General features: G+C 41.4%; 17 protein-coding genes and 1 pseudogene. 6 read left to right on the top strand and 12 right to left on the bottom strand.

The annotated features are described in order from the left end of the window. The 4 genes and pseudogenes from RMY32_RS29155 to petC form a co-directional block, all read right to left on the bottom strand. Positions 1-51: pseudogene (locus tag RMY32_RS29155) on the bottom strand (hypothetical protein); the annotation flags it as partial. 289 nt (positions 52-340) lie between these two features. Continuing rightward, entirely contained in the window at positions 341-1,804 is a 1,464-nt protein-coding gene (locus RMY32_RS29150) for a protein kinase domain-containing protein (protein ID WP_322710419.1), read from the bottom strand. A 383-nt stretch (positions 1,805-2,187) separates the two neighbouring features. Continuing rightward, positions 2,188-3,189 carry a cytochrome f gene (gene petA / locus RMY32_RS29145; RefSeq protein WP_322710424.1) on the bottom strand — a complete coding sequence of 334 codons (1,002 nt, stop codon included), beginning with the start codon at positions 3,187-3,189 and terminating at the stop codon, positions 2,188-2,190. Between the two features lie 220 nt (positions 3,190-3,409). Beyond that, positions 3,410-3,949 carry a cytochrome b6-f complex iron-sulfur subunit gene (gene petC / locus RMY32_RS29140; RefSeq protein ID WP_289797433.1) on the bottom strand — a complete coding sequence of 180 codons (540 nt, stop codon included), beginning with the start codon at positions 3,947-3,949 and terminating at the stop codon, positions 3,410-3,412. A gap of 229 nt (positions 3,950-4,178) precedes the next feature. Between petC and RMY32_RS29135 the strand changes: the two genes are divergently transcribed. After that, positions 4,179-4,487, top strand: coding sequence for a DUF3067 family protein (locus RMY32_RS29135; RefSeq protein ID WP_322710417.1), 309 nt, complete (start codon positions 4,179-4,181; stop codon positions 4,485-4,487). A 182-nt stretch (positions 4,488-4,669) separates the two neighbouring features. Here the strand turns inward: RMY32_RS29135 and RMY32_RS29130 are convergent, their stop codons facing one another. After that, the gene (locus RMY32_RS29130; RefSeq protein WP_322710416.1) at positions 4,670-4,996 is read right to left on the bottom strand and encodes a hypothetical protein; all 327 of its coding nucleotides are present in this window, start codon (positions 4,994-4,996) and stop codon (positions 4,670-4,672) included. Between the two features lie 199 nt (positions 4,997-5,195). Between RMY32_RS29130 and RMY32_RS29125 the strand changes: the two genes are divergently transcribed. Further along, the gene (locus RMY32_RS29125; RefSeq protein ID WP_409884254.1) at positions 5,196-5,267 is read left to right on the top strand and encodes an MJ0042-type zinc finger domain-containing protein; all 72 of its coding nucleotides are present in this window, start codon (positions 5,196-5,198) and stop codon (positions 5,265-5,267) included. 133 nt (positions 5,268-5,400) lie between these two features. Here RMY32_RS29125 and RMY32_RS29120 read toward each other — a convergent pair whose 3' ends face one another. From RMY32_RS29120 to tatC, 3 genes are read right to left on the bottom strand one after another with little or no spacing between them, the layout of a single operon-like run. Next, positions 5,401-6,615 (bottom strand): Nramp family divalent metal transporter, encoded by a 1,215-nt coding sequence (locus RMY32_RS29120; protein WP_322710414.1) that lies wholly within the window; start codon positions 6,613-6,615, stop codon positions 5,401-5,403. Then, positions 6,612-7,040, bottom strand: a complete 429-nt coding sequence (locus tag RMY32_RS29115; protein WP_322710412.1) for a hypothetical protein — start codon at positions 7,038-7,040, stop codon at positions 6,612-6,614. Before RMY32_RS29115 ends, RMY32_RS29120 begins: the two co-directional genes overlap by 4 nt. A gap of 44 nt (positions 7,041-7,084) precedes the next feature. Beyond that, positions 7,085-7,879 carry a twin-arginine translocase subunit TatC gene (gene tatC, locus RMY32_RS29110; protein ID WP_322710411.1) on the bottom strand — a complete coding sequence of 265 codons (795 nt, stop codon included), beginning with the start codon at positions 7,877-7,879 and terminating at the stop codon, positions 7,085-7,087. A 531-nt stretch (positions 7,880-8,410) separates the two neighbouring features. Here tatC and RMY32_RS29105 point away from each other — a divergent pair. From RMY32_RS29105 to RMY32_RS29090, 4 genes are all read left to right on the top strand, one after another. Next, on the top strand, positions 8,411-8,641 hold the full coding sequence (locus RMY32_RS29105) for a hypothetical protein (protein ID WP_322710410.1): 231 nt from the start codon (positions 8,411-8,413) through the stop codon (positions 8,639-8,641). Between the two features lie 254 nt (positions 8,642-8,895). After that, complete coding sequence (locus RMY32_RS29100; protein WP_322710408.1) at positions 8,896-9,753, top strand: SDR family oxidoreductase; 858 nt, start codon at positions 8,896-8,898, stop codon at positions 9,751-9,753. Between the two features lie 676 nt (positions 9,754-10,429). Next, positions 10,430-11,761 (top strand): P-loop NTPase fold protein, encoded by a 1,332-nt coding sequence (locus RMY32_RS29095; RefSeq protein WP_322710407.1) that lies wholly within the window; start codon positions 10,430-10,432, stop codon positions 11,759-11,761. Further along, positions 11,737-16,878 carry an eIF2A-related protein gene (locus RMY32_RS29090; protein ID WP_322710405.1) on the top strand — a complete coding sequence of 1,714 codons (5,142 nt, stop codon included), beginning with the start codon at positions 11,737-11,739 and terminating at the stop codon, positions 16,876-16,878. Before RMY32_RS29095 ends, RMY32_RS29090 begins: the two co-directional genes overlap by 25 nt. A gap of 53 nt (positions 16,879-16,931) precedes the next feature. On the opposite strand, the gene RMY32_RS29085 is transcribed toward RMY32_RS29090, so the two are convergent. The 4 genes from RMY32_RS29085 to RMY32_RS29070 all read right to left on the bottom strand — a co-directional run bounded on the left by RMY32_RS29085 (position 16,932) and on the right by RMY32_RS29070 (position 21,061). Beyond that, complete coding sequence (locus tag RMY32_RS29085; protein ID WP_322710404.1) at positions 16,932-18,335, bottom strand: hypothetical protein; 1,404 nt, start codon at positions 18,333-18,335, stop codon at positions 16,932-16,934. Between the two features lie 298 nt (positions 18,336-18,633). Next, entirely contained in the window at positions 18,634-18,999 is a 366-nt protein-coding gene (locus tag RMY32_RS29080; RefSeq protein WP_322710403.1) for a DOPA 4,5-dioxygenase family protein, read from the bottom strand. 459 nt (positions 19,000-19,458) lie between these two features. After that, positions 19,459-19,995: a universal stress protein gene (locus RMY32_RS29075; RefSeq protein ID WP_322710423.1), complete on the bottom strand. Its 537-nt coding sequence runs from the start codon at positions 19,993-19,995 to the stop codon at positions 19,459-19,461. Positions 19,996-20,548: 553 nt separating this feature from the next. Beyond that, positions 20,549-21,061 (bottom strand): hypothetical protein, encoded by a 513-nt coding sequence (locus RMY32_RS29070; protein WP_322710402.1) that lies wholly within the window; start codon positions 21,059-21,061, stop codon positions 20,549-20,551. Positions 21,062-21,086: the final 25 nt, after the last annotated feature.

The raw sequence follows: 21,086 nt of genomic DNA, 5'->3' as shown, positions 1-21,086 counted from the left end.
CTGGAGTTTGCTCTGGAGTTGCTGGAGTTTGCTCTGGAGTTGCTGGAGTTTGCTCTGGAGTTGCTGGAGTTTGCTCTGGAGTTGCTGGAGTTTGCTCTGGAGTTGCTGGAGTTTGCTCTGGAGTTGCTGGAGTTTGGCTTGGTTGTTCCCGTTGTGCTAAAGTTACTTGTGGCAGAACAACTACACCAAAGCTGGCGAAGAAGAGTAACGAAGCAGTAGAAACAATGAATTTCAATTTTTTAGATGACTTTTGTTTCATTTTTTGTTAAGAAACCTGATTTACATTCAATATTAATATTTATCATTATTCAGCCTACTACACGTGTTACATTAAGTTTTTCTATATATTACATGATAAATTGCTTCCTCGCAATTCTCCCTTCTGCCAAATCCCACTCTTAAAAGAGCCGTTTGCGAATTGAAATATTCCTTGCCCATCACAGTGCCCAGCTTTAAAATTGCCTCGATACTCACGACCATCTTTCCATCTAATTTTTCCTAGCCCCTCAAATTTATCGTTGACAAATTGACCTACATAATCTTTATAAAAACTGGTGTTTGGGGAATATGAAAATATGCCACAACCATTGCGCTGATTATTCTTGAATTCTCCATCGTATCGACTACCATTCTTAAATATCATTACTCCCTTACCAAATAGTTTGTTATTTTTATCTCTAGCCCCATAATATTCAGTACCATCTGAAAACTTTATATCGGGTTTTCTAGTTGAGGGAAGTGAAGTTAGTTCCGAACTGCAAGGTAGTGAAATAAATTGTTCAGTTTTTTGGGTTTTTTCAATTTTTTCAGTTTTTTGAGGAGATTGCTGTTTGGGAAAATAAGATAATGCAAGCATCGTCACTACTCCTACTCCGATTACAGTTCCAGCTAAAATCCTATTAAATCCAAATATCCGCCTGTTTGTTGATTCTGGCTTTCTAGGAGAAACTGAATAAGTTGAAGCTAGGACGGTAGTCTGAGATGTTAAGGATGCCAGTGCTTGTAACGCCTCTGCTGCTGACTGGTAGCGTTGGCTAAAGTTGTAACGCACCATTTTTATTAAGATATCAGCTAGGCGATCGCTGACATTTGTCCAATGACGCCAGATAATTTCGCCATTTGCATCTTCTGGGAATTCTTGAGGTATTCTACCTGTCAAAGCTTGAATAGCAAGAATCCCCACTGCAAAGATATCGCTAGACAATCTTGGCTTAGAACTAGCTTGTTCATTAGGCATATAACCATTGGAGCCAATGATAATAGTTGAAGTCACTAGACCTTGGGTGTTTTGTGCCAAACCTTTAATTTCTTTAACTGCTCCAAAGTCAATTAGCATAATCTTGCCATCATCGCGTCGGCGCATCAAGTTTTGCGGCTTGATATCTCGGTGGATAATATTCTGCTCATGTACCACTACTAAAACTTCAAGAATTTCTTGCAATAGTTGAACTACTTGAGCTTCATCCCACGGCTGGTCAGGAATTATCTCTGTAGACAAGTTCTGTCCATCCACGAATTCTTGTACTAGATAAAATTCCCCATTTTCTTCAAAATGAGCGAATAATTTAGGTATTTGCTTGCTCAGGTTTCCTAAGCGGTATAAAACTTCTGCCTCTTTTTCAAATAATCGTCTGGCAATTGGTAAAACTGTTGCATCGGAGGTTTTCGGTTTTAAGTGTTTGACAACACACTTGGGCTTATTAGGCAAATCTAAATCTTCAGCTAAATAGGTATCGCCGAACCCACCGCTTCCTAAAAGCCCTACGATTTTATAGTGGTTGCGGAGAACTGTATTTATCAGCATCCATCTTACTCCGTAGGATGTTGTTGGCTAGATTCTATCACTTTGGCTGCTGTTCCTACTGAAAATGATTATTATTACTATTTACTATTCAACAAGCGGATTTGTAGCAGTGGCAGACACCGCAAGGATTGAGCGAAGGGGTTAAGAATTGCGCCATCACCTAGAGAAAGATTTCTTTACTTTGTTTGATTGATTGTCGCTGTTCTTCTATTAGTTATTGCAATACACGCTCTGCCTCTGATCAAAAGCTGAGGTCTTCAGAGTCTACTTCCCTGATATGAATTAGTGAATACTCTAGCTCACCTAATTAGTTTTTATAGAACATAACATATAAAAAAGACAGGCAAGATGCCTGTCCTACAAAGGATGATGTCGCAAAGAATTTAGAAATTCATCTCGGCAGCTTGAACTTTCTCAACCTGCTTTTTCTTCAGCACGAGCATAACTTGAGCCAACATTACAAGAGCGATGAATGCAATCATCCATTTAACTCTAGATGCGTCTTGCAATACGATTTCTCCATCTGTTTGACCGAATCCACCGACGTTCGGGTTGCTGGTCAAAGCATCACCAGTCTTAACTGCTTGACCTTCGGAAACAAGCAGGTCTGGCCCTACAGGAATGGTATCAACGACAACATCACCTGATTCAGGTTGGATGTTAACTAAATATTTAACGTTACCGTCTCCATCTTCCTCTTTAGCAATCTTAGTAATTGTGCCAGTAGCGGAAGCATTGTAAACAGCGTTATTGCTCTTTTCACCTGTGGGATAAACCTGTCCGCGTCCCCGATTACCACCTACGTGAACTGAATATTTACCGAAGTGGATGTTTTTGTCGGTTGCGGGGTTGGGAGAAAGAACTGGGAAGACGATTTCCTGATACTGTTCGCCAGGTAAAGGGCCGACGATGACGACGTTATCTTTGTCTTCGCTGTAGGGTTGGTAGAAAGTGTCGCCAACTTCTTCTTTAAGTTCTTCGGAAAGACGGTCTTCAGGAGCAATCTTAAAGCCTTCGGGTAGCATCAGTACTGCACCGACGTTCAAGCCAACCTTAGAACCATCAGCACCAACTTGCTGGGCGCTTAGATCGTAGGGGATTTTCACCACAGCTTTGAATACAGTGTCAGGTAGCACTGATTGGGGAACTTCCACTTCTGTAACCTTAGCGGCTAGGTGACAGTTGGCACAAACAATTCGCCCTGTTGGTTCGCGGGGGGTTTCGGGATAGGTTTGCTGTGCCCAAAAAGGATAGGCGGCAGCTGATTGGGGAAGGGCTAGATCGCTGGTGAAGTAAAATGTCACAGTAGCGATCGCTATGAGCAATGTTTTTACAATCGCTCTAGCACTGCGAGTTAACCTCGCTATTAGGAAAACATTTCTCATCTCTATAAGGGCGACAATTGAATTAGTCATTAGTCATTGGTCATTATGAGTGCTGAGTACTTAGTGCTGAGTGCTGAGTGCTGAGTGCTGTTAGCGGAAAGCTAAGGTTTAGCCCGTGCTGAGTTAGGAGTTACTATTATCTCCTCTGCCCCTCTGCTTTTCTGCCCCTCTGCTTCTTCACTCCCTTACTCAGCACTCAGCACTCATAACTCAGCACTGATTAACCCCACCAAGGTGCATCACCTGTGCGGAAGTCGGTTTCAGTCCAAGGGGTTAAAACGATTTTGTCGTCGTTGACGCTGGTATGGGCTAAAGCCAGAGACAGAGGTGCTGGGCCCCGAACAACTTTACCAGTTTCGTCATACTGAGAACCATGACAAGGACACTTGAATTTGTTCTCAGCAACGTTCCAGGGAACGACACAACCTAAGTGGGTACAGATAGCGTTAATGCCATAATCTTTGATCGCCTCTTTGCTGTCTACCACAATATAGGTAGGATCTCCCTTTAGTCCTTGGACTAGGTTGCGATCGCCTGCATTCCGATTTTCTAGAAATTTTGTGACGCTAACATCGTTACCTAGCTCGTCTTTTGCTGTTGTACCGCCACCTGCGCCACCTGCTGCTGGTGGAATAAAGTACTTGACAACGGGATACAATGCACCCAGAGCTACTCCAGTGACAGTCCCAAAAGTGAGCAGATTCATGAACTGACGACGCCCCATATCGGGCACGTCTGCTGATTCAGAAAATTGAGCCATAATCTACGCGCTCTTTGTGTATTTTGTTAAGCATTTTGACAAAAGTACTTGTACTTGAGCAACTCTTGTCTAAGTCGAAATGCTAGCGCTCACAACGATGCCATAATTCTTTGTTTCAAGATATAAAAAGCATCTTTTCTGTTAGCATTACATTTCTTTATATCCTTATCATACTGGAGTCACGGAACTTAACATCATAACTAAATGTAAAATCTGATTGAGAAAAGCTATGACAGGACAGGAATTACGCCAGATGTTGCTTGATAAGTGGGGATATTCTTATGATGTCCAGTTTCGGCGGACACAGGGAAAGATATTTTTGCAAGTAATGTGGAAATATCTAGAGCAAGCTTCTTTTCCCTTGAGTGAGGCGGAGTACCAAGAACATCTCGATCGCATTGCCAATTATCTTCATGCCTTGGGTGGGTCAACACAAGTACAAACTTTTATTGCCCAAACCCGCGATCGCCCCCGGCTCGGCAAAGCTGTTAGCATTCCTCTAGATTTGGGCGAACGTTCTTCGGAATGGATATTATGACCAATTATTTCATTAACTTTAATCAATTTCTTCCTTAATTACAGTATTTTTTATGCAAAAATACTTTGAAAAAAATCGGCTTGAGCCTTAAATGCAACTTAGAGAAGCGATCGCAAGTCCCATAGCCCTCATCTCTCGTTAAATTGCTTGATAGCCAGAGCAGTCAAACATACGTTGGATTTTTATTTTTTGGAAGTCTCTAATGCTTTTAAATCATCTAAAGTACAGAGCAAACGAGGCTTTTCAGGGTCAGTCAAATCTAGCTGCTCCCAAGATATTGTATAGCCACTGTGGATCTTGTGTGCCCCAAGCAAGTGTAAGATTCTCAACCCAATTGCCCAAGCCGATAGTCTTTCTAACATCGCAGTGGTTCCAATCAGATATTCCTGAATAACCCATTCTTCACCTTGCTGTTCGGCGCGTACTTCCTCAATGCGTCCGGCGGGTTTACCAGTTGAATCTAATACTTGTTTGCCTAGTATTAATTCCAGATGAATTTCACTTGCCATGTTCTGCCCCTGGAATTCGGCCAATAATGTGTTTCTGAAGCCATTTCTCATAAGCTAATGCTGGAGTTTGGTCAGCTTCAATATCGACTTCAACATCAATACCAACATCCCGCACTTTTGACCAGGGAATTCTCAAGGGTTCACTTTGTTTAGCACCCCAGCTACTTTCAATTGCTGCTACCCACCTGCCTAAACGTGGATGAATACGTCGTGCAAGAATTGTCATACCAGTTTCGATATAAGTGAGTCGTGGCGGTTCTCCATCGCGTAACTCGATGACAATGCCATCGACTTTGCCCAGATGGCGGCGATCGCTGTCAACTAATTGGTTATCAAGTACATCTCTAATAATGTTCATTTTCTATCACTTCCAGTTGATGATTAACAAGAACGCCCACCAGCGATCACCCTCCAAGAATTTCTAGTGGAATAGCAACGATCGCTAACACGAATGTCAGCACAATTGTAAAGATTACAACACTATTACTTATCCAACCGTTGCGATATTTGCCGATATATAATTCATCGTTCATCAATACCAAAAATGGCACAATCACAGGCGGCAAAATTACTGCTGTAATCGCCATTGAAAACAAAGTCAATTGCAATGGGTCGATGCCAAATACCATTAATAAAGAAGCGAGAAAGACAAACACAGTGTAGACCAAACTAAAGCGTGCGGCATCTTTTGGTTTTAGATTTTCGCCCCAATTCCAACCAAAGGACTGAGCAACAATATAAGCTGTGTCGAGAGTCACTTCCAATGCTGCACCAAAGCAAGCAATGCCCAAGGAAACTGCAAATAGGACAAAGCCCCAGTAACCAAAAGCTTCTGTCAACATCAATGCCGCTTGTTCGTAGCTATCTACTTCAACACCTTTGGGTTTGAGTACCAATGCTGACACAATCAGCACCCCTAGCGATACGACACTACCAAAGCTCATCCCTAAACCGGCAACGGCGCGATTTACACCAATATACTCTTCATCCCATTTATCTTCTACTGCCCCAGATGAGTAAAAGTAAAATAAATAGGGGCTAATCAAAGCCCCTAAAATCCCAACTCCAAGATATAAATAATGAGCGGTATCTTGTTGTGGCAGAGTTGGCAACAAACCACTACCAAGCTGTGTTAGAGATGGATGCAACTTAAAAGTAGCGACAACAAAAACTAGTGTCACCAACCCTAATACGGAAATACCATTTTCAATAATCCCAAAGTTGCCGTACCAAATTAGCAACCAAATTGCAAAGGCAACGGGTAAAGCATACCACTGAAAGCTAATGCCTGTGAGCAGTTGTAAGGCAATGCAAACACCACCAATTTCCGCTGCTAACACTAGAAAATCAACTATGACTTCTGCAATCAGTGGAATAATATAAAAATTAAACCCAAAACGTTCGCGTACCGCAGCAGCTAAAGTATGTTTGCTAACTGCTGCTAATCGCCCAGACATTTCTACCAAAAAAATCACACAAATTGTACCCAGGATAATCGCCCAGATTAGTTGAAAGCCGAAAATAGATCCAGCCTCGGCTGCTGTAGCGATCGCACCCACATCTAAGAAGCCACCTATACTAGTCACAATGCCCAGCGCAATTTCCAAAACTTTCTTCATGGTTTGTTCTGCTGTGGTAGTTGCGAGTCTAGGGTTCGTCCTTCTAGCGATAAATCCTTAATACTTTGTGCCACTACAGAATAATTTTCTTGTTCAACTGCGGTTGACATTTGCTCTGTGATTTTTGCTAACCGTTTAATATGACTTAAAAGTTCTAACTTGTAAGGCTGGGGAATAGCTGTAGATGATTCTATCTGGGCTATGTTGTCGATTTCTGTTTGCAACTCTTGCTGTGCTTTCTTGAGTGTTTGTTTCGCATAGACTTTTGGCACAGCACCTCGTACCCAAGCATCAGCAACCATTTTGCTTGTAGCTGTCCATGATTTGACAGTTCGTAGTTCTTGTGTAAGCCTATCTGTGGCTGCTTCGCTACAAGCGGTTAATAATGTCAACCCTAATAAATAACCTATAAAGATCCTTTTCATCAGATGTCGGTCTTCCTAGCCCTCCTTAGAATCTATTCCAGATGTTATTTACCTGTAAGCTTCACCAGTCCCACACCGCCGAAATAAAGCCCTAAAACTGCTCCTGCTAAAAGACTTTGAGTCAAGGGGTCAGTAGAAGGTGTGAGGACGGCTCCTAAAACCACTGCTCCCATAATCACGTAACGCCAACCAGAAACCATTCGTTCTGACGAGACAATGTTCAAATTACCGAGCAACAGTTGAATAATCGGAATTTGAAATGCTAAACCAGTGCTGAATAACAGTAGCAGCACAAATTCAAAATATTTATCAATTGACCAAAGTTGTTCAACTACATCTGCTCCGTAGCTAATGAAAAATTTCAAAGCTGCGGGGATAAGCAGTAAATAGGCAAATACTAAACCTGCTCCAAATAGCACACTCGAACCCAAAACCACAGGCCCCAGTAAACGGCGTTCGCGGCGAGTCAGTCCTGGAAGCACAAACTGGATAATTTGGTAAAGAATGAAAGGACTAGTAAGTACGATGCCAGTGTAGGCGGCAACTTTCAAAGAGACAAAGAAATATTCTCCAGGTGCAAGTTGGAGAAATTTTACTCCTTGTGCTGGAACTTCAAGTAACTGGACAATCGGCTTAACGGCAAAGAAACAGCCAATAATGCCCACTGCTATGGCAATCAACGAATAGAAAATGCGCTGTCGCAACTCTTCTAGATGGTCGAAAAGGGACATTTCGACTTCACCAGGCAACTCATCAAGAGGATCGGTGTCTGAGTTGCCATATCCTTCTGGGTCGAGGTTAGGAACGTTTACAGTATCTACGTCTTGTGAAGGCGTCACGTCGCTTCGCTCCGAATTAAAAATTAAAAATTAAAAATTAAAAATTAACAATGCCATAAATAAATTTAGGGATTGTATCTTTTTTTGTTGGTCATCGACCATTTTGGTGACTCAGCACTCTTCATTATTTTATCTGGGGAATGCAGCTACTAAGAGATGTTTTTGGGTGCTGTGGGTTTTTTGTCCTGTTTTTTGAGTTTGCATCTGCATAAGTTAGTAGGAAGACATCTTGTAGGCAATGCCTAACCTAAAATAAAAAAGGGTGGAACCGATAAATTAGAAATCATGTCTCTGCGGCTAGTAGTCTGTCTTATTGGTTTTGATCGGTTTGTAGTCAGCACTTGAGTGTTTAGAGAATGAAGGACTAAAGTCCTGACTAGGAACTGGCTTACCCATCAATTTAAATTTGACAGACCACTGCGCTGAGTAAATTAGCACAACATCAACATTTAATACTCAGTTTTAAAAATCCGGTTCGTCTAGGTGGCATCTATACAGATGGTAATCGGAAATTGTTAGCTGAGGTTGGGTATGAACCGGATAATTTGCATTGCCCTCATGGCATTGCCTGTTTATTTATACAATGTTGGGCTAGGCAATACTTCTAGTAGCGACGTGGCAATTGTTAAAAACCAGTATCCCACAATAGCTGCTCTAATTGCTTACAGTACAAATGCTCAGTTACGCATCTTGCCGTGGCAAATATCGGCTAGAGATGACCAAACCGAAGATTGCCTTCGTGCTGGCACTTGTAAAGATTGATAAAAAAAGCAGGAGGCAGAGGGCAGGAGGCAGGAGGAAAGAAGTATGAATGAAAACTTTAGTTCTAGGTCATTACCAATTTCAAAAGAAGAATTGGATCGAGACGCTCAGTGCGTTAGCGTAGCGGCACGAAGTGCGATACAAAGCTTCCATAACCTAAGTTCCACGCTTTTAAGCATGGGTTAATTCTGCCTCCTGCCTTCTGCCTTCTGCCTTCTGCCTCCTGAAGGCAGCTCTATCATCAAAGAAAATTAATGGTTGTAGAAAATCAACGTACAGTGGTGGTTACAGGAGCTTCAACAGGAATTGGTCAAGCGTGTGCTTTGCTTTTAGACCAATTGGGCTTCTCTGTTTTTGCTGGAGTGCGTCAAGATGTTGATGCTCAAACACTTAAACAGAGAGGCTCGCCAAGGCTGATTCCGATTTTTTTAGATGTTACTGATGCTGAATCGATCGCAGCTGCGGTTGATACGGTAACAAATGCAGTTGGTGGTGTGGGAATTTTAGGTTTAGTGAATAATGCCGGCATTGCTGTTCCCGGGCCGTTAGAATTATTAGCGATCGCTGAATTTCAACACCAGATGCAGGTTAATGTCACCGGACAATTAGCTGTGACACAAGCATTTCTTGGTCTTTTACGCCAAAGTCGGGGTCGAATTATCAATATGGGTTCCATTGCTGGTAGAAGTCCTACGCCGTTTTTGGGCGCTTATAATGCTTCTAAATTTGCTTTGGAAGCACTCACTGATGTGATGCGGATGGAGTTACGACCTTGGGGAATCTCAGTTTCAATTGTTGAACCTGGTTCTATTGCTACCCCAATCTGGGACAAGTCCCTAAGTCAATCTGAAGTAGCACAGCAGGATTTACCCGAAACGGCACAACATCTCTACGGACAAGCGATGAATATTGTCCGCCAGAAAATGCAGATTATCGCATCTAAGGGAATTTCTGCGGATATTGTGGCTCAAGTTGTTGTCCATGCGCTGACTGCAAAAAAACCCAAGACGCGCTATCTTGTTGGACAGGATGCCAAAATTGGAGCGCTGATCAAGCAGATTTTGCCCGATCGGCTACATGACAAGATCATTTTATACTCAATGGGGCTGTAGATTCCTGATTGTCAATACTTCAGAGGTCGTCACTCTGAATGCAAAGGCTGTCATTAACAAAATCATGATTTTCATTCACAAAGTCGCGATTTTCGTTCACAAAGTCGTGATTTTCATGCACAAAGTCGTGATTTTCGTTGACAAAATCATAGTTTTCGTTGACAAAATCATATTTTCATTAACAAAATTATGGTTTTCATCAATAAAATTGTGCTGATTTAAGAACGAGAAGCAAAATCTAGTCAAAAAGTGACTCTGAACTCCAGTTGAATTCGCCAACTTTTTTACTAAAAACCTTATTTACAAGGGTTGTAGGTTATTTTTTTGTAAAATTAACGAAAGCTCGTGAATAAATCAAGCTGATAATGAGTTCAAAAGAGCGACAAAATTGTACTTAACAGTACCTTTTTTTGCGTTAGATATTTTTAATATTCATAAGAGTACCTTATTTAATTTTAGATATTTTTGCTATTTTTACTTATACTGGTATTTTTGCTTACTTTAACTAAAACATTACCATTAATATGTGCTATATCGAACTATAGATATAATCAACTATCCTGAATGCTGCTAGTTTAGTGAGTAGTTTGATTAAAATAAGGCATAAATTATCTAAAATCAATATATTTATCTAGTAAATTTTTATATCCTCATTTCTGAGTGAACTTGATTAGTTATGCTCTTAGATTTAGAAAGATTTTATCAAGCTTGCAATCCGAGCAGACCTCTAATAATAGGAAACGCTAGCGATCGCAGGTACTATATCGATTTTGCTGCGGTGCGGGGTGGCAAAATCATCGAAGCTTTGCAGCGCACGATCGCTAGAATATCGCCAGATACACCAACCTGTCAACTATTTACCGGACATCTCGGTTGTGGAAAATCAACGGAGTTGTTGCGGCTAAAAGCTGAGTTAGAAGCGCAGCAATTTCATGTAGTTTACTTTGAGTCTACCCACGTCTTAGAAATGGCTGATGTGGATGTGACTGATATTTTGTTAGCGATCGCTGGACAGGTGAGTGAAAGTCTAGAAGCGATGAAAATTAGGCTCAAGCCTCGCTACTTTTCCAAGTTGTTTGGTGAAGTTGTGGATTTTCTGCAAACGCCAATTGACGTTGGGGTAGAAGCAGAGTTGTCTGTGGGGATTGCCAAAATTACCGCGAAAACAAAAGAAAGTCCTCAATTGCGACGGCGGTTACGAGATTATTTAGAACCGCGAACCGCAAATATTTTACAGTCAATTAATCAAGAATTACTAGAACCTGCTAACAAAGAATTGAAAGCTAGGAGTAAAAAAGGATTAGTGGTAATTGTTGATAACTTGGATCGAGTCGCAATTCGACCTTTACCATCGGGGCGATCGCTGCCAGAATATTTATTTATTCAGCGTGGCGAACAATTACGCAAACTGAATTGTCATGTAGTCTATACTATTCCTTTAGCCCTAACTTTCTCCAACGATAGCGCCGAACTTCAGCATCGTTTGGGGGGTGGAGTTGCCCCAAAAATGTTACCGATGATACCTGTGCGTTTGCGCTCTGGTGAGATTTTTCCCCAAGGGCTATCAATGATGCGGCAAATGGTGCTAGCTAGAGCTTTTCCAGACATTTTACCTAGCGATCGGTTAGGCTTAATTACAGAGGTGTTTGATAGTTTAGAAACCTTAGATCGATTGTGCCTGATGAGTGGTGGTCATGTACGCGACTTATTAGGTTTACTGTTTGACTGTCTGCGAGAACAAGATCCACCCTTTGAGCGGGAATGTGTCGAACTGGTAATTCAAAGACAGCGGGATTACCGAGCCAACGCTATCGACCCCCATGAGTGGGAACTAATCTTTCAGGTGGTGCAACAGCAACGAGTTAGAGGTGATATAGAATACCACACCCTCTTGCGAAGTCTATTTGTATTTGAATATCGCGATCATCAGGGAGCTTGGTTTGCCGTCAACCCAGTTTTAGCAGAGACGGAAAAATTTAAATCATGGTTGAACGACATGCACAAGTAGATATCAGAGCAGCTAATGAGCGGGCTTTGCGGAGTTTGGGGAGAGCAATTACCCTTTCTAGCGGTCAATTTTCCCTAGTTTTGGTGTGCTGCAATTATCGAGTTTTGCAAGAACTTATGTTGCAACGACTCGAAGAAATCTCTTCAGGAGTACACCACATTCAAAAGGTAGTTCTGCCGCATAATGCCAGAAGTCTTTATACAAGCATTCATTTACAACTGCTAACCGAAGCTAATCCGCCATCGGCGTTGATGATTTTGGGTTTAGAGTCAGTAGATGGACTCGACGATTTTCTGAGGTCTATTAATCATATTCGGGATGAATTTCGCAAACGCCACCCATTTCCAATGATTGTCTGGATGAATGAGGAAGTGTTGCAAAAAGTAGTCCGTTTAGCACCAGATTTTGCTAGTTGGGCGGCGACACCGATTCGGTTTGAAATGACAACTCAATCACTGCTGCAATTTCTGCAACAGGAAACTGACTCTTTATTTGCTACGGTGTTAGCAAATGATGCCGCACAACACCAACCTCCTCAACTTGCAAAGCATTATTCCACTGTCGAGCAAGTCTGGGAACATAGTTATGAACTGCACTTTGCCATTAGAGAGTTGCACAATCGTGGTATTACCTTAGAGCCAGAACTACACGCTAGTTTAGAATTTGTTTTTGGTCTAGATAATTATATTAGCGATCGCATCAATACAGGTTTAAGCCATTTTCAGCAAAGCTTGCAAATTTGGCAGAAGTTAGTAGAAATAGAGGATAAAAGAGCAGGGGAAGCAGGGGAAGCAGGGGGGGATGAAGAAGTATTTTCTTCGTCTACGCCTCCTAATCCTCCATCTGCCCTACTGTTGCGACAGGGAATTTTGCTGTTTTATATTGGGCTGTGTTATTGCCGTTTTGCAGAGCAAAATCAAATAGAAAACCGCCGCCATTGGTACACTGCTAAATCTTATTTTCAGCAGTGCTTGAATATTTTGCAGGTGGCTGGGCGTTTAGATATAGTTGCTGGATTTATTAATCAACTTGCTGAGGTTTTGCAATATCTGCAAGAGTGGGAAGAATTGCAGACAGTTGCCCAAAAGTCTCTGGAGTTACATCAAACTTATGGTAGTCAAATCCAATTAGCTTGTGACTACGGTTTTCTGGCGCAAGTAGCTGTGCAGCAGTCGCGGTGGGTACAAGCGAGTATCTTAGCACACGTATCACTGCTGAAATTAGGTGAGGCGCAAAAGCAGAATGACCCTTATAACTGCTTATTTCCATTATTATTGGCGCAGATTTACTATTTAGTTTTGGCGAAAGCACAGCGAAATTTAGGTGAGCTAGTAATCGCTCATGAATACTTAGATAAGGCGACAAAAGAACTACCAGCAGCCTTAGAAAGCAGTGCCCATCAATACGATGCCCATCGTTATATTCGCTTATTGCGGAGACTGCGATCGCTCTACTTTGAAGAAGGGCGATATTTAGAAGCTTATTACATTCGCCAGAAACGGCGTTCTGTTGAGCAGCAATATGGTTTTCGGGCTTTTATTGGTGCAGGGCGCTTGCAACCCCAAAGACAGGCGACAAACCCAGCGTTAATGTCACCTTCTGGAAGTAGCAGCATTGCTTTAGAAATTGCTGCTTCTGGTCGAGAGCGTGATATTAATAACTTAATTGGCAGAATTAGCCGCGCCGATCAAAAGTTGACGGTGATTCACGGCCCATCGGGGGTGGGTAAGAGTTCTACTGTCACGGCGGGTTTAGTTCCAGCACTGCAAAATCGAGCTATTGGCGATCAAATAGCCGTACCTGTGGTACTGCAAGTTTATACCGACTGGGCACGGGAATTAGGGAAATCTTTAAGTGAGGCGATGTCTAGTGATGAATCTCTGGCGATTTATGCTGATATTAAGCTAGAAGCAGCGATTGAAGCGGAGGCTTTGCCTTACTCTGCGACACCGATCGCCATCGGTAGCATTTTACAACAACTCCAAGAAAATGCCGATCGCCATTTGATTACAGTTTTAATTTTTGACCAGTTTGAAGAATTTTTCTTTGGTTATAGCGATCGCAATCAAAAGCAAGAGTTTGATAAATTTATTAGCGATTGTCTCAAAATACCATTTGTCAAAGTCATCCTTTCTTTGCGAGAAGATTATTTACATCGTTTATTAGACTTTAAACATCTTTCGGCACTGGAAGCGATTAATAATAATATTCTCGACAAGCATATCCGCTATCAGTTAAATAATTTTTCGCCAGAATATGCTAAGGCAATTATCCAAAAATTGACCGAGCGATCGCAATTTAATTTAGAACCCGCTTTAATTGATGCTTTAATCGAAGATTTATCCACAGAATTTGGAGAAGTCCGCCCGATTGAATTACAAGTTGTGGGAGCGCAAATTCAAGATGAACGCATTACTACCCTAGAAGAATATCAGCCATATAGACCGAACAAACTCATCGAGAGATATATCAAGGAACTGATTAAAGACTGCGGGCCAGAAAATGAACGAGCGGCTTTACTCGTCTTATACTTATTAACAGATGAAAGCAACAACCGCCCTTTTAAAACTCGTGCTGAGTTAGCAGCGCAGCTATCAGAATTAGAAGATGCTGACAAATTAGAGTTAGTCTTAGAAATTTTAGTGCGCTCCGGTTTAGTGGTTCTCTTTCCTGATGTACCAGAACGCTATCAACTGATTCACGATTATTTAGTAGACTTGATTCGCTACCTGCAACAACAAGAATCGAGCTTACAGGTACAACTGAATCAGTTGCGCTACAAAGTAGAACAAAGTCAAGCTGAGATTGAGCGACTGAAAAGCGAACTTAGTCAGAATAACCAGCGTTCTAAATTGGTAGATTCTCATCCGCAACAGGGATTAGACTTATTAACGGAATTGCGAGAATTACACAAGCGAGAAGAATTAAGTCAGTTAGAAATTGAACAATTACGAGCTGAACTCAAAGAAAAAGAGTTAACAGCTAAACTTGCAGAAAGTCAAAAGAAACAAAGACTTAGTGAAGCTCAATTAAATCGTTCGCTGAAAATTGCCCTCACCGCTTCTGTTCTCGCCATCTTCGGATTAAGTGTTTCCATAGTGACAGCAGTAGATAGCGAAATTAAAACTCTCAGTGCATCCAGTGAAGCTCTCTTTGCCTCCCAAAAAGGTATTGATGCTTTAAAAGAAGCTTTAAAGGCAGGGAGAAAATTACAACAAACAGTCTGGATAGATTCTTATACAAGAGAACAAGTACAGACGGCCCTTTATCAAGCTGTTTCTGGGGTCAGAGAATATAACCGCTTGGACGGGCATATATCTGGGGTAAATAGTGCTATATTCAGCAGCGATCGCTCTTTAATTGCTTCAGCCAGTGCAGATACTACAATCAAACTCTGGCGTCCTGATGGTAGCTTAGTTAAAACCTTGTCGGGGCATGAAGATGTAGTTAATAGCGTCAGTTTTAGCCCAGATAGTCAAATCATTGCTTCCGCCAGTCAAGACAAGACGATAAAACTTTGGAATCGAGAGGGTCAACTACTTGCTACCTTATTAGGACATCAGGGTGTGGTGAATAGTGTAAGTTTCAGCCCAGATGGCCAGATTATTGCTTCGGCGAGTACAGATAAAACAGTGAAACTGTGGAGTCGCGATGGTAAACTGCTCAAAACTTTGCAGGGACATGATGGTGCAGTCTTAAGTGTGACTTGGTCAAATGATGGTCAAACCTTAGCTTCTGGAAGTGCTGATAAAACGGCGAAACTGTGGAGTCGTGATGGTAAGCTGCTCAAAACCTTGCAAGGACATGAGGATGCAGTCAAAAGTGTGGCTTGGTCGCCTGATGGTCAAACAATTGCTTCTGCTAGTTTAGACCAGACAATCAAACTGTGGAATGTTGAGGGGAAGCTACTGCGAACCTTATCGGGTCATAGTTCAGGAGTTACCAGCGTCAGTTTTAGCCGCGATGGTAACGCGATCGCTTCTGCAAGTACTGATGAGACAATCAAACTTTGGAGTTTTGAAGGTGTATTGCTCTTAACCCTGAAGGGACATAATAATTGGGTTAACAGTGTCAGCTTCAGCCCAGACGGTCGCACCCTTGCTTCCGCCAGTCGGGACAAAACTATTAAACTTTGGCATTGGGACGATGTGTTACTGCGAAAGCCGAAAGCCGATAATGATGACTGGATAACTAGCATCAGTTTTAGCCCAAGCGATCGCACCTTGGCAGCAGCAAGCCGAGACAAAACTGTAAAACTTTTCAGTCGAGACGGTAAACTACTGCGTATATTAACGGGGCATCAGGGTCAAGTTTGGGGTGTAGCTTGGTCGCCCGATGGTGAAGTAATTGCCTCGGCTAGTAAAGATAAAACAGTAAAACTTTGGAGTGGTGACGGTCAACTACTCAAAACCTTACAAGGTCATAATGATACCGTCTTGAGTGTAGCTTGGTCGTCTGATGGTCAAGTAATTGCCTCGGCTAGTAAAGATAAAACAGTAAAACTTTGGAGTCGCAACGGTAAATTGCTCAACACCTTGCAGAAACATCAAGAAGCGGTGAATTGGGTAAGCTTTAGCCCCGATGGCAAGTTGCTAGCTTCAGCCAGCGATGATAAAACCGTGAAAATCTGGACTATAGAGGGTAAATTGCTCTATACATTAATTGGTCATAGCCGCCGGGTAAATGGGGTTGCTTGGTCGCCTGATGGTCAAAGCATTGCCTCAGTTAGTATTGATAGCACGGTGAAGATTTGGAGTCGAGACGGTAATTTACTAGATAGTCTCACGGGCGATGGCGATAGTTTTATCAGTGTCAGTTTTAGCCCCGATGGCAAGACTCTGGCAGCTAGCAGTGATGACAAAGTGAGGATTTGGAACCGAGAAGGAACGTTGCTGATTGCTTTGAAAGGCGATAAAGATGAGTTAACCAGCGTCAGTTTTAGCCATGACGGCAAGACTCTGGCTGCGGGTAGTGGTAATAGCACAGTAATTTTCCGAGATTTAGCAGATATCCAACTAGATAAATTACTGGCACGCGGTTGCGATTTGCTACATGATTATTTGCAGACTAACCAGAAAGTAATGAAAAGCGATCGCGCCTTGTGTTCTAGTAGGTGATTTGAAATTAATCGACTTTATGAATGATTTTCGGGCTTTCCGAACATCTATATCTATGTTAAATCGATCAAAAAATGAGCTATTAAAGTATTTCTTTCGTAGGATAGCAAGTAAAGATGCAAAAGATTTGGGTTCTCTTTATCAAGGTGCATCACTGAACCATCAACTGCTAAGTGGTGATGATCTATCCACCGCTCCTGTGAATCTAGTAAAAAACTGAAATAGGGGCTGACATCTGGATGATTTTTAGTTAACTCTTCATAGCTTTGATAAAAAGGAGGTATCCCAATTCCCATCGGCATATATAAGCCTTTGGAATAATCTGCTACAGCCAATTGAGGAAGCGTTTTCAGATTAATGCCACTAATGAATAATTTATTTTGTTCGCCAGTCTTGGTATCTGTGAATCCTAACTCAATTTCCTGTAAATTTTGTTCCACGCCAATCGGTTTAATATTCCTTAAAATCGCTTTATCAAATTTGCCTATTCTCCAGTATTGATTTCCCCAAGGCTTATTTTGATCGTAAAATCCTGGCGCTCGAAAACTTGCAAACTTAACTTCATTTTTAACGTCGTAAAAATCTCTCCATTTGGTGATGTTGGTCGCTAGCGTAGTTCTAACTTTTCTACTTTGCTCTCCAGATACAATTATCCTCTCATCAAGGGGGAACTGAGTAGCAACTTCTTTTTGAGCGATTACATTTCTTAAAAGATTAGTTTTTACTACTGTGCCACTCGGATCTTGCCAATGTTCTAATTTCCACCAATGCTGCCAATATGAAATCTTATTAATTTTTTCAAAAATATTTTTGTAATGTCCAATTGGGAAAGTAAACCAACTTTGATAATAAAGGGTTTTGTTATTATCCTCTTTAGTAAAAAGCAAAATTTCCCAAAATCCGGCATTTAAGCAATTATTAGCCAAAGCTATCTCTACAATATTTTGCTTTTCAAAACCATCTCCTCCAACAATTTCTATATTTTTGGAATTAGCAGGAAAACTAATCTGTTGTCTGTTCCACTCCCTATCTGTAAAAGCGATTATTTCTAAACCTCGATCTTTTTTAACCCATTCAGGTGCTTTGGGAACCAATAGCTCTAAATCAACATTTTTTATAACTATTTTTGCCGTGTTTTTATCTGTTGCTTCCAGTATGAAATCGAAATGCGTATCATCTTTCTTAATCAGTGTTAATTTTCGATTAGAATATCTTTTAAAATTTTTTCCTAATGGTGCAGGATTGGCTGGATAATCGACATTAGATAATTCTTGTAGTTTTACACTCATCTGATTATCAAATTTATATCTGGATTTAAACCAGAAACCACCTAGTCCCAGCAAACCAAGGCAGAGAATAAGAATACTAAATAAAATCTGTTTCTTCGTGACTGTGAAATTAACTTTGCCGAATTGGGAAATGCCTGCAATTTTTTCTTTCGCAGAGATGTTTTTCATCAGACAAATTCCTTTTTATGAGAATGCTGCTTAACAGCATAGCATTCTGCAAAACGGATGTCTTATTTCTCTTTTCAACTAAGATGCTAATAAACGGTTATCTGCAATTAAGGATTTAATACCAATTCTTATTTTTCCTTGATTACACTTGCAGCAAACCGCTAAAGCGCCTACACATAGCCTGAAACCTGTATTTATTGGGAAATTGAACTTTTTCAACTTCACCAGAATTAATCACAATAGAAAAAGTTTCATGCCTCAAAACAAAACTTTTACCCAACAATGTTGTTTACTTTTCTTAATTGGATAAAGTCGGCCTAAGCTGTTGAAGAAACTCAATATTTAAATCTAGCTTTTCTCCTAACCATAGGGAATGAATTGCATGGTCTGCCACAGCATCCCCCGTTTCAGGATGAACGAGAATATCCAATCCCTCACGATTGAGCATTAACCAAGGAACGACTTTCTCAAACTGATTCGGTAAGAAAGCAACTTGATACATCGCTTTTGGATGAGGCCCGATCGGCTTGTCAAACCAGCGTCCGAGTTGCACCTCAAACCTAGCGCCTAATCCTTCACGTACACGCGCAGCTGCATCCCGACTCGCAGGATCGAAGTAAACATGAGCATGAAAACCAGCGATCTCGATAGTATCTTCTTTCATAGATCCACTTTTCGCTCTCAACTCTAATTTTGGATCGCGGACTTTTTATAGCAAGGGACTGGGGATGGTGGGGCCCCCTCTGGGGATAAGGGGTAATGGGGACTGGGGAAGGTGGGGCCCCCTCTGGGGATAAGGGGTAATGGGGACTGGGTGAAAAGCTTTTTGTGTCTAAGTTTTATCGTCTGTTGATGTCCTAACCACCAAGGCTTGTGCTATATTTCTTACTAAAAAAGCGATATCTACGACAGGCTACACCTACGCTCAATTTTAGCCCAATACAGTGTAGTTAGCGATCGCTTGTTGGAGATTGAATTTACAGAGATCGTTGATTGAGATAACTAACTTTTATGGGGTAGGCAGCATACTGAGCGTTATCGTTAACGCGGCCTCTTGCAGAGAAGTAGCGATCGCGCCATTTTGCCCACCCTAATTATGCAAGTTTTTGGAACAGGTTAGTAGTTAGTTAACGCTAAAAGCGCTTGTAGTTTCTTTGCCAACTTCATCTCTTTTAGGAGTAACTGAAAGATGCACAACATGCACTGAACAAGGAGCATGGTGAAGAACGTAGTTACTCACACTACCGAGAAATAGTTCCATCAGCCGAGAATGGCCCCGACGCCCCATAACAATTAGATCGGCGCCACAACTATGGGCTAAATCACAAATAATCCGACCAGGACTACCAACATTTTGTGTAAATTCCGTAATCACACCTGCTGTATTTGCTTGGGCACAGAAAGATTGCAACATCTGGATTCCTAGATTTTTAAAAGTATCCCACTGTTGTTGGTATAACTCAAAGCTTTGACTGGTCAATCCTGGATAGTAGTCCATATTAGACAGCATAGGTACATAAGGACTACCCTCTTCTTCGGAAGACAAGACATGAAGTAACATTAAGCTAGCTTGTGTTAACTTTGCTAAATCTAATGCTTCCTGAAAAACCTGTTGCCCTATTTCCGAGCGATCTAATGCAACTAGAATCTTTTTCAACATCATATAGACCTCCGATTTCATTGGTAATTGGTCTTTACGGTTTCGGGTTTCCAGATGCTGGATTGTCAAAAATGACTAATCCCTCAACTATGTTTAGCGACTTTTAAATCTTAAATCTCTTAAAGGTTTTTGCCCTATATTTATGTATAGCAAAATAATTTGAGGAAGTTGTGAGGAAAGCCAGCATTTATCTTTGAGCATGAGGGAGCATGTCATTTTGGAATAAATATCTTTGGGTACTGATATGAGCCTAAATCCCTCTCTGAAAATTGCTATGCATTAGTCACATTTTTCTTAAGATTGTTGCAAATAAGCCAGGAATAGGATTGTAGAACAAAGCGATCTGGGGATATTTGACAAAAGCAGAAGAATGTAAATGACAAAAATTTTCTAGGCGATCGCTAACCACAAACTGGAAAATTTGAGTGGATAACTATCAATGTTTTTGCTCTTGTTTTAAGTAAGTTATATTTTTGTTGAGAAAGATTTGGGTAATGGATAGCCTAAAAGAAAATAGGTCAATGTATTGGATACAAACGAAAAGAGTAAAGTATTAAACAATCCGGTTGACAATTGTCCACACTTCTCCATCAGAGCGGACATAGGGAACAGAGATTGTTTTGAATCCAGTGATGAAGGGCTTGTAATAAATCTGCCAATACATTGGACTCAGTTGATTGGCACAAGCCTTAAGAAAACGAACTTCTGCGGCCAGTTCACTTGCTAGTTGATTAATGCGTTCAGCATGAACCTGAGCTACTTCTTTCGCTTCCTCTAGCTGCTGCTGTTGGATAAGTTGTTTGGATTCACCTTGCCAACGCACTAACTTACCTTGCTTTTGTTTTATCTTGCCTTCTAAAGCGGCGATCGCTGCATCTATACCTTGGAGTTCAACTGATAATTGAGCATTTTCTCTGGCTTGACGGCGGTAAGCTTCTACCAGCGCCTGGGGTGAATCATTCTCGCCAGAGATGATATTACTTTTTATCGTGAGTGCAGCGCGTTCTTCTAAAAGAGCCTGAATTTGAGATTTAAGCGCTGCTATTTCAGCCTGAGTTTGCTCCATAAATCGAGTTTTAAGTGCTGAGTAA

The sequence above is a fragment of the Nostoc sp. ChiSLP03a genome (genome assembly GCF_034531215.2).
Taxonomy (GTDB): domain Bacteria; phylum Cyanobacteriota; class Cyanobacteriia; order Cyanobacteriales; family Nostocaceae; genus Nostoc.
Note: the sequence above shows the minus strand (reverse complement) of the source record. Positions and strands in the feature narration are given on the sequence as shown.

Excerpts from the sequence above, each read along its gene's own strand:
- RMY32_RS29120 (WP_322710414.1), bottom strand. The coding sequence starts at position 6,615 with ATGAAGAAAGTTTTGGAAATTGCGCTGGGCATTGTGACTAGTATAGGT.
- RMY32_RS29150 (WP_322710419.1), bottom strand. The coding sequence starts at position 1,804 with ATGCTGATAAATACAGTTCTCCGCAACCACTATAAAATCGTAGGGCTT.
- RMY32_RS29075 (WP_322710423.1), bottom strand. The coding sequence starts at position 19,995 with ATGTTGAAAAAGATTCTAGTTGCATTAGATCGCTCGGAAATAGGGCAA.
- RMY32_RS29090 (WP_322710405.1), top strand. The coding sequence starts at position 11,737 with ATGGTTGAACGACATGCACAAGTAGATATCAGAGCAGCTAATGAGCGG.
- petA (WP_322710424.1), bottom strand. The coding sequence starts at position 3,189 with ATGAGAAATGTTTTCCTAATAGCGAGGTTAACTCGCAGTGCTAGAGCG.
- RMY32_RS29070 (WP_322710402.1), bottom strand. The coding sequence starts at position 21,061 with ATGGAGCAAACTCAGGCTGAAATAGCAGCGCTTAAATCTCAAATTCAG.
- petC (WP_289797433.1), bottom strand. The coding sequence starts at position 3,949 with ATGGCTCAATTTTCTGAATCAGCAGACGTGCCCGATATGGGGCGTCGT.
- RMY32_RS29080 (WP_322710403.1), bottom strand. The coding sequence starts at position 18,999 with ATGAAAGAAGATACTATCGAGATCGCTGGTTTTCATGCTCATGTTTAC.
- RMY32_RS29085 (WP_322710404.1), bottom strand. The coding sequence starts at position 18,335 with ATGAAAAACATCTCTGCGAAAGAAAAAATTGCAGGCATTTCCCAATTC.
- RMY32_RS29115 (WP_322710412.1), bottom strand. The coding sequence starts at position 7,040 with ATGAAAAGGATCTTTATAGGTTATTTATTAGGGTTGACATTATTAACC.
- RMY32_RS29135 (WP_322710417.1), top strand. The coding sequence starts at position 4,179 with ATGACAGGACAGGAATTACGCCAGATGTTGCTTGATAAGTGGGGATAT.
- RMY32_RS29095 (WP_322710407.1), top strand. The coding sequence starts at position 10,430 with ATGCTCTTAGATTTAGAAAGATTTTATCAAGCTTGCAATCCGAGCAGA.
- RMY32_RS29100 (WP_322710408.1), top strand. The coding sequence starts at position 8,896 with ATGGTTGTAGAAAATCAACGTACAGTGGTGGTTACAGGAGCTTCAACA.
- RMY32_RS29105 (WP_322710410.1), top strand. The coding sequence starts at position 8,411 with ATGAACCGGATAATTTGCATTGCCCTCATGGCATTGCCTGTTTATTTA.
- RMY32_RS29130 (WP_322710416.1), bottom strand. The coding sequence starts at position 4,996 with ATGGCAAGTGAAATTCATCTGGAATTAATACTAGGCAAACAAGTATTA.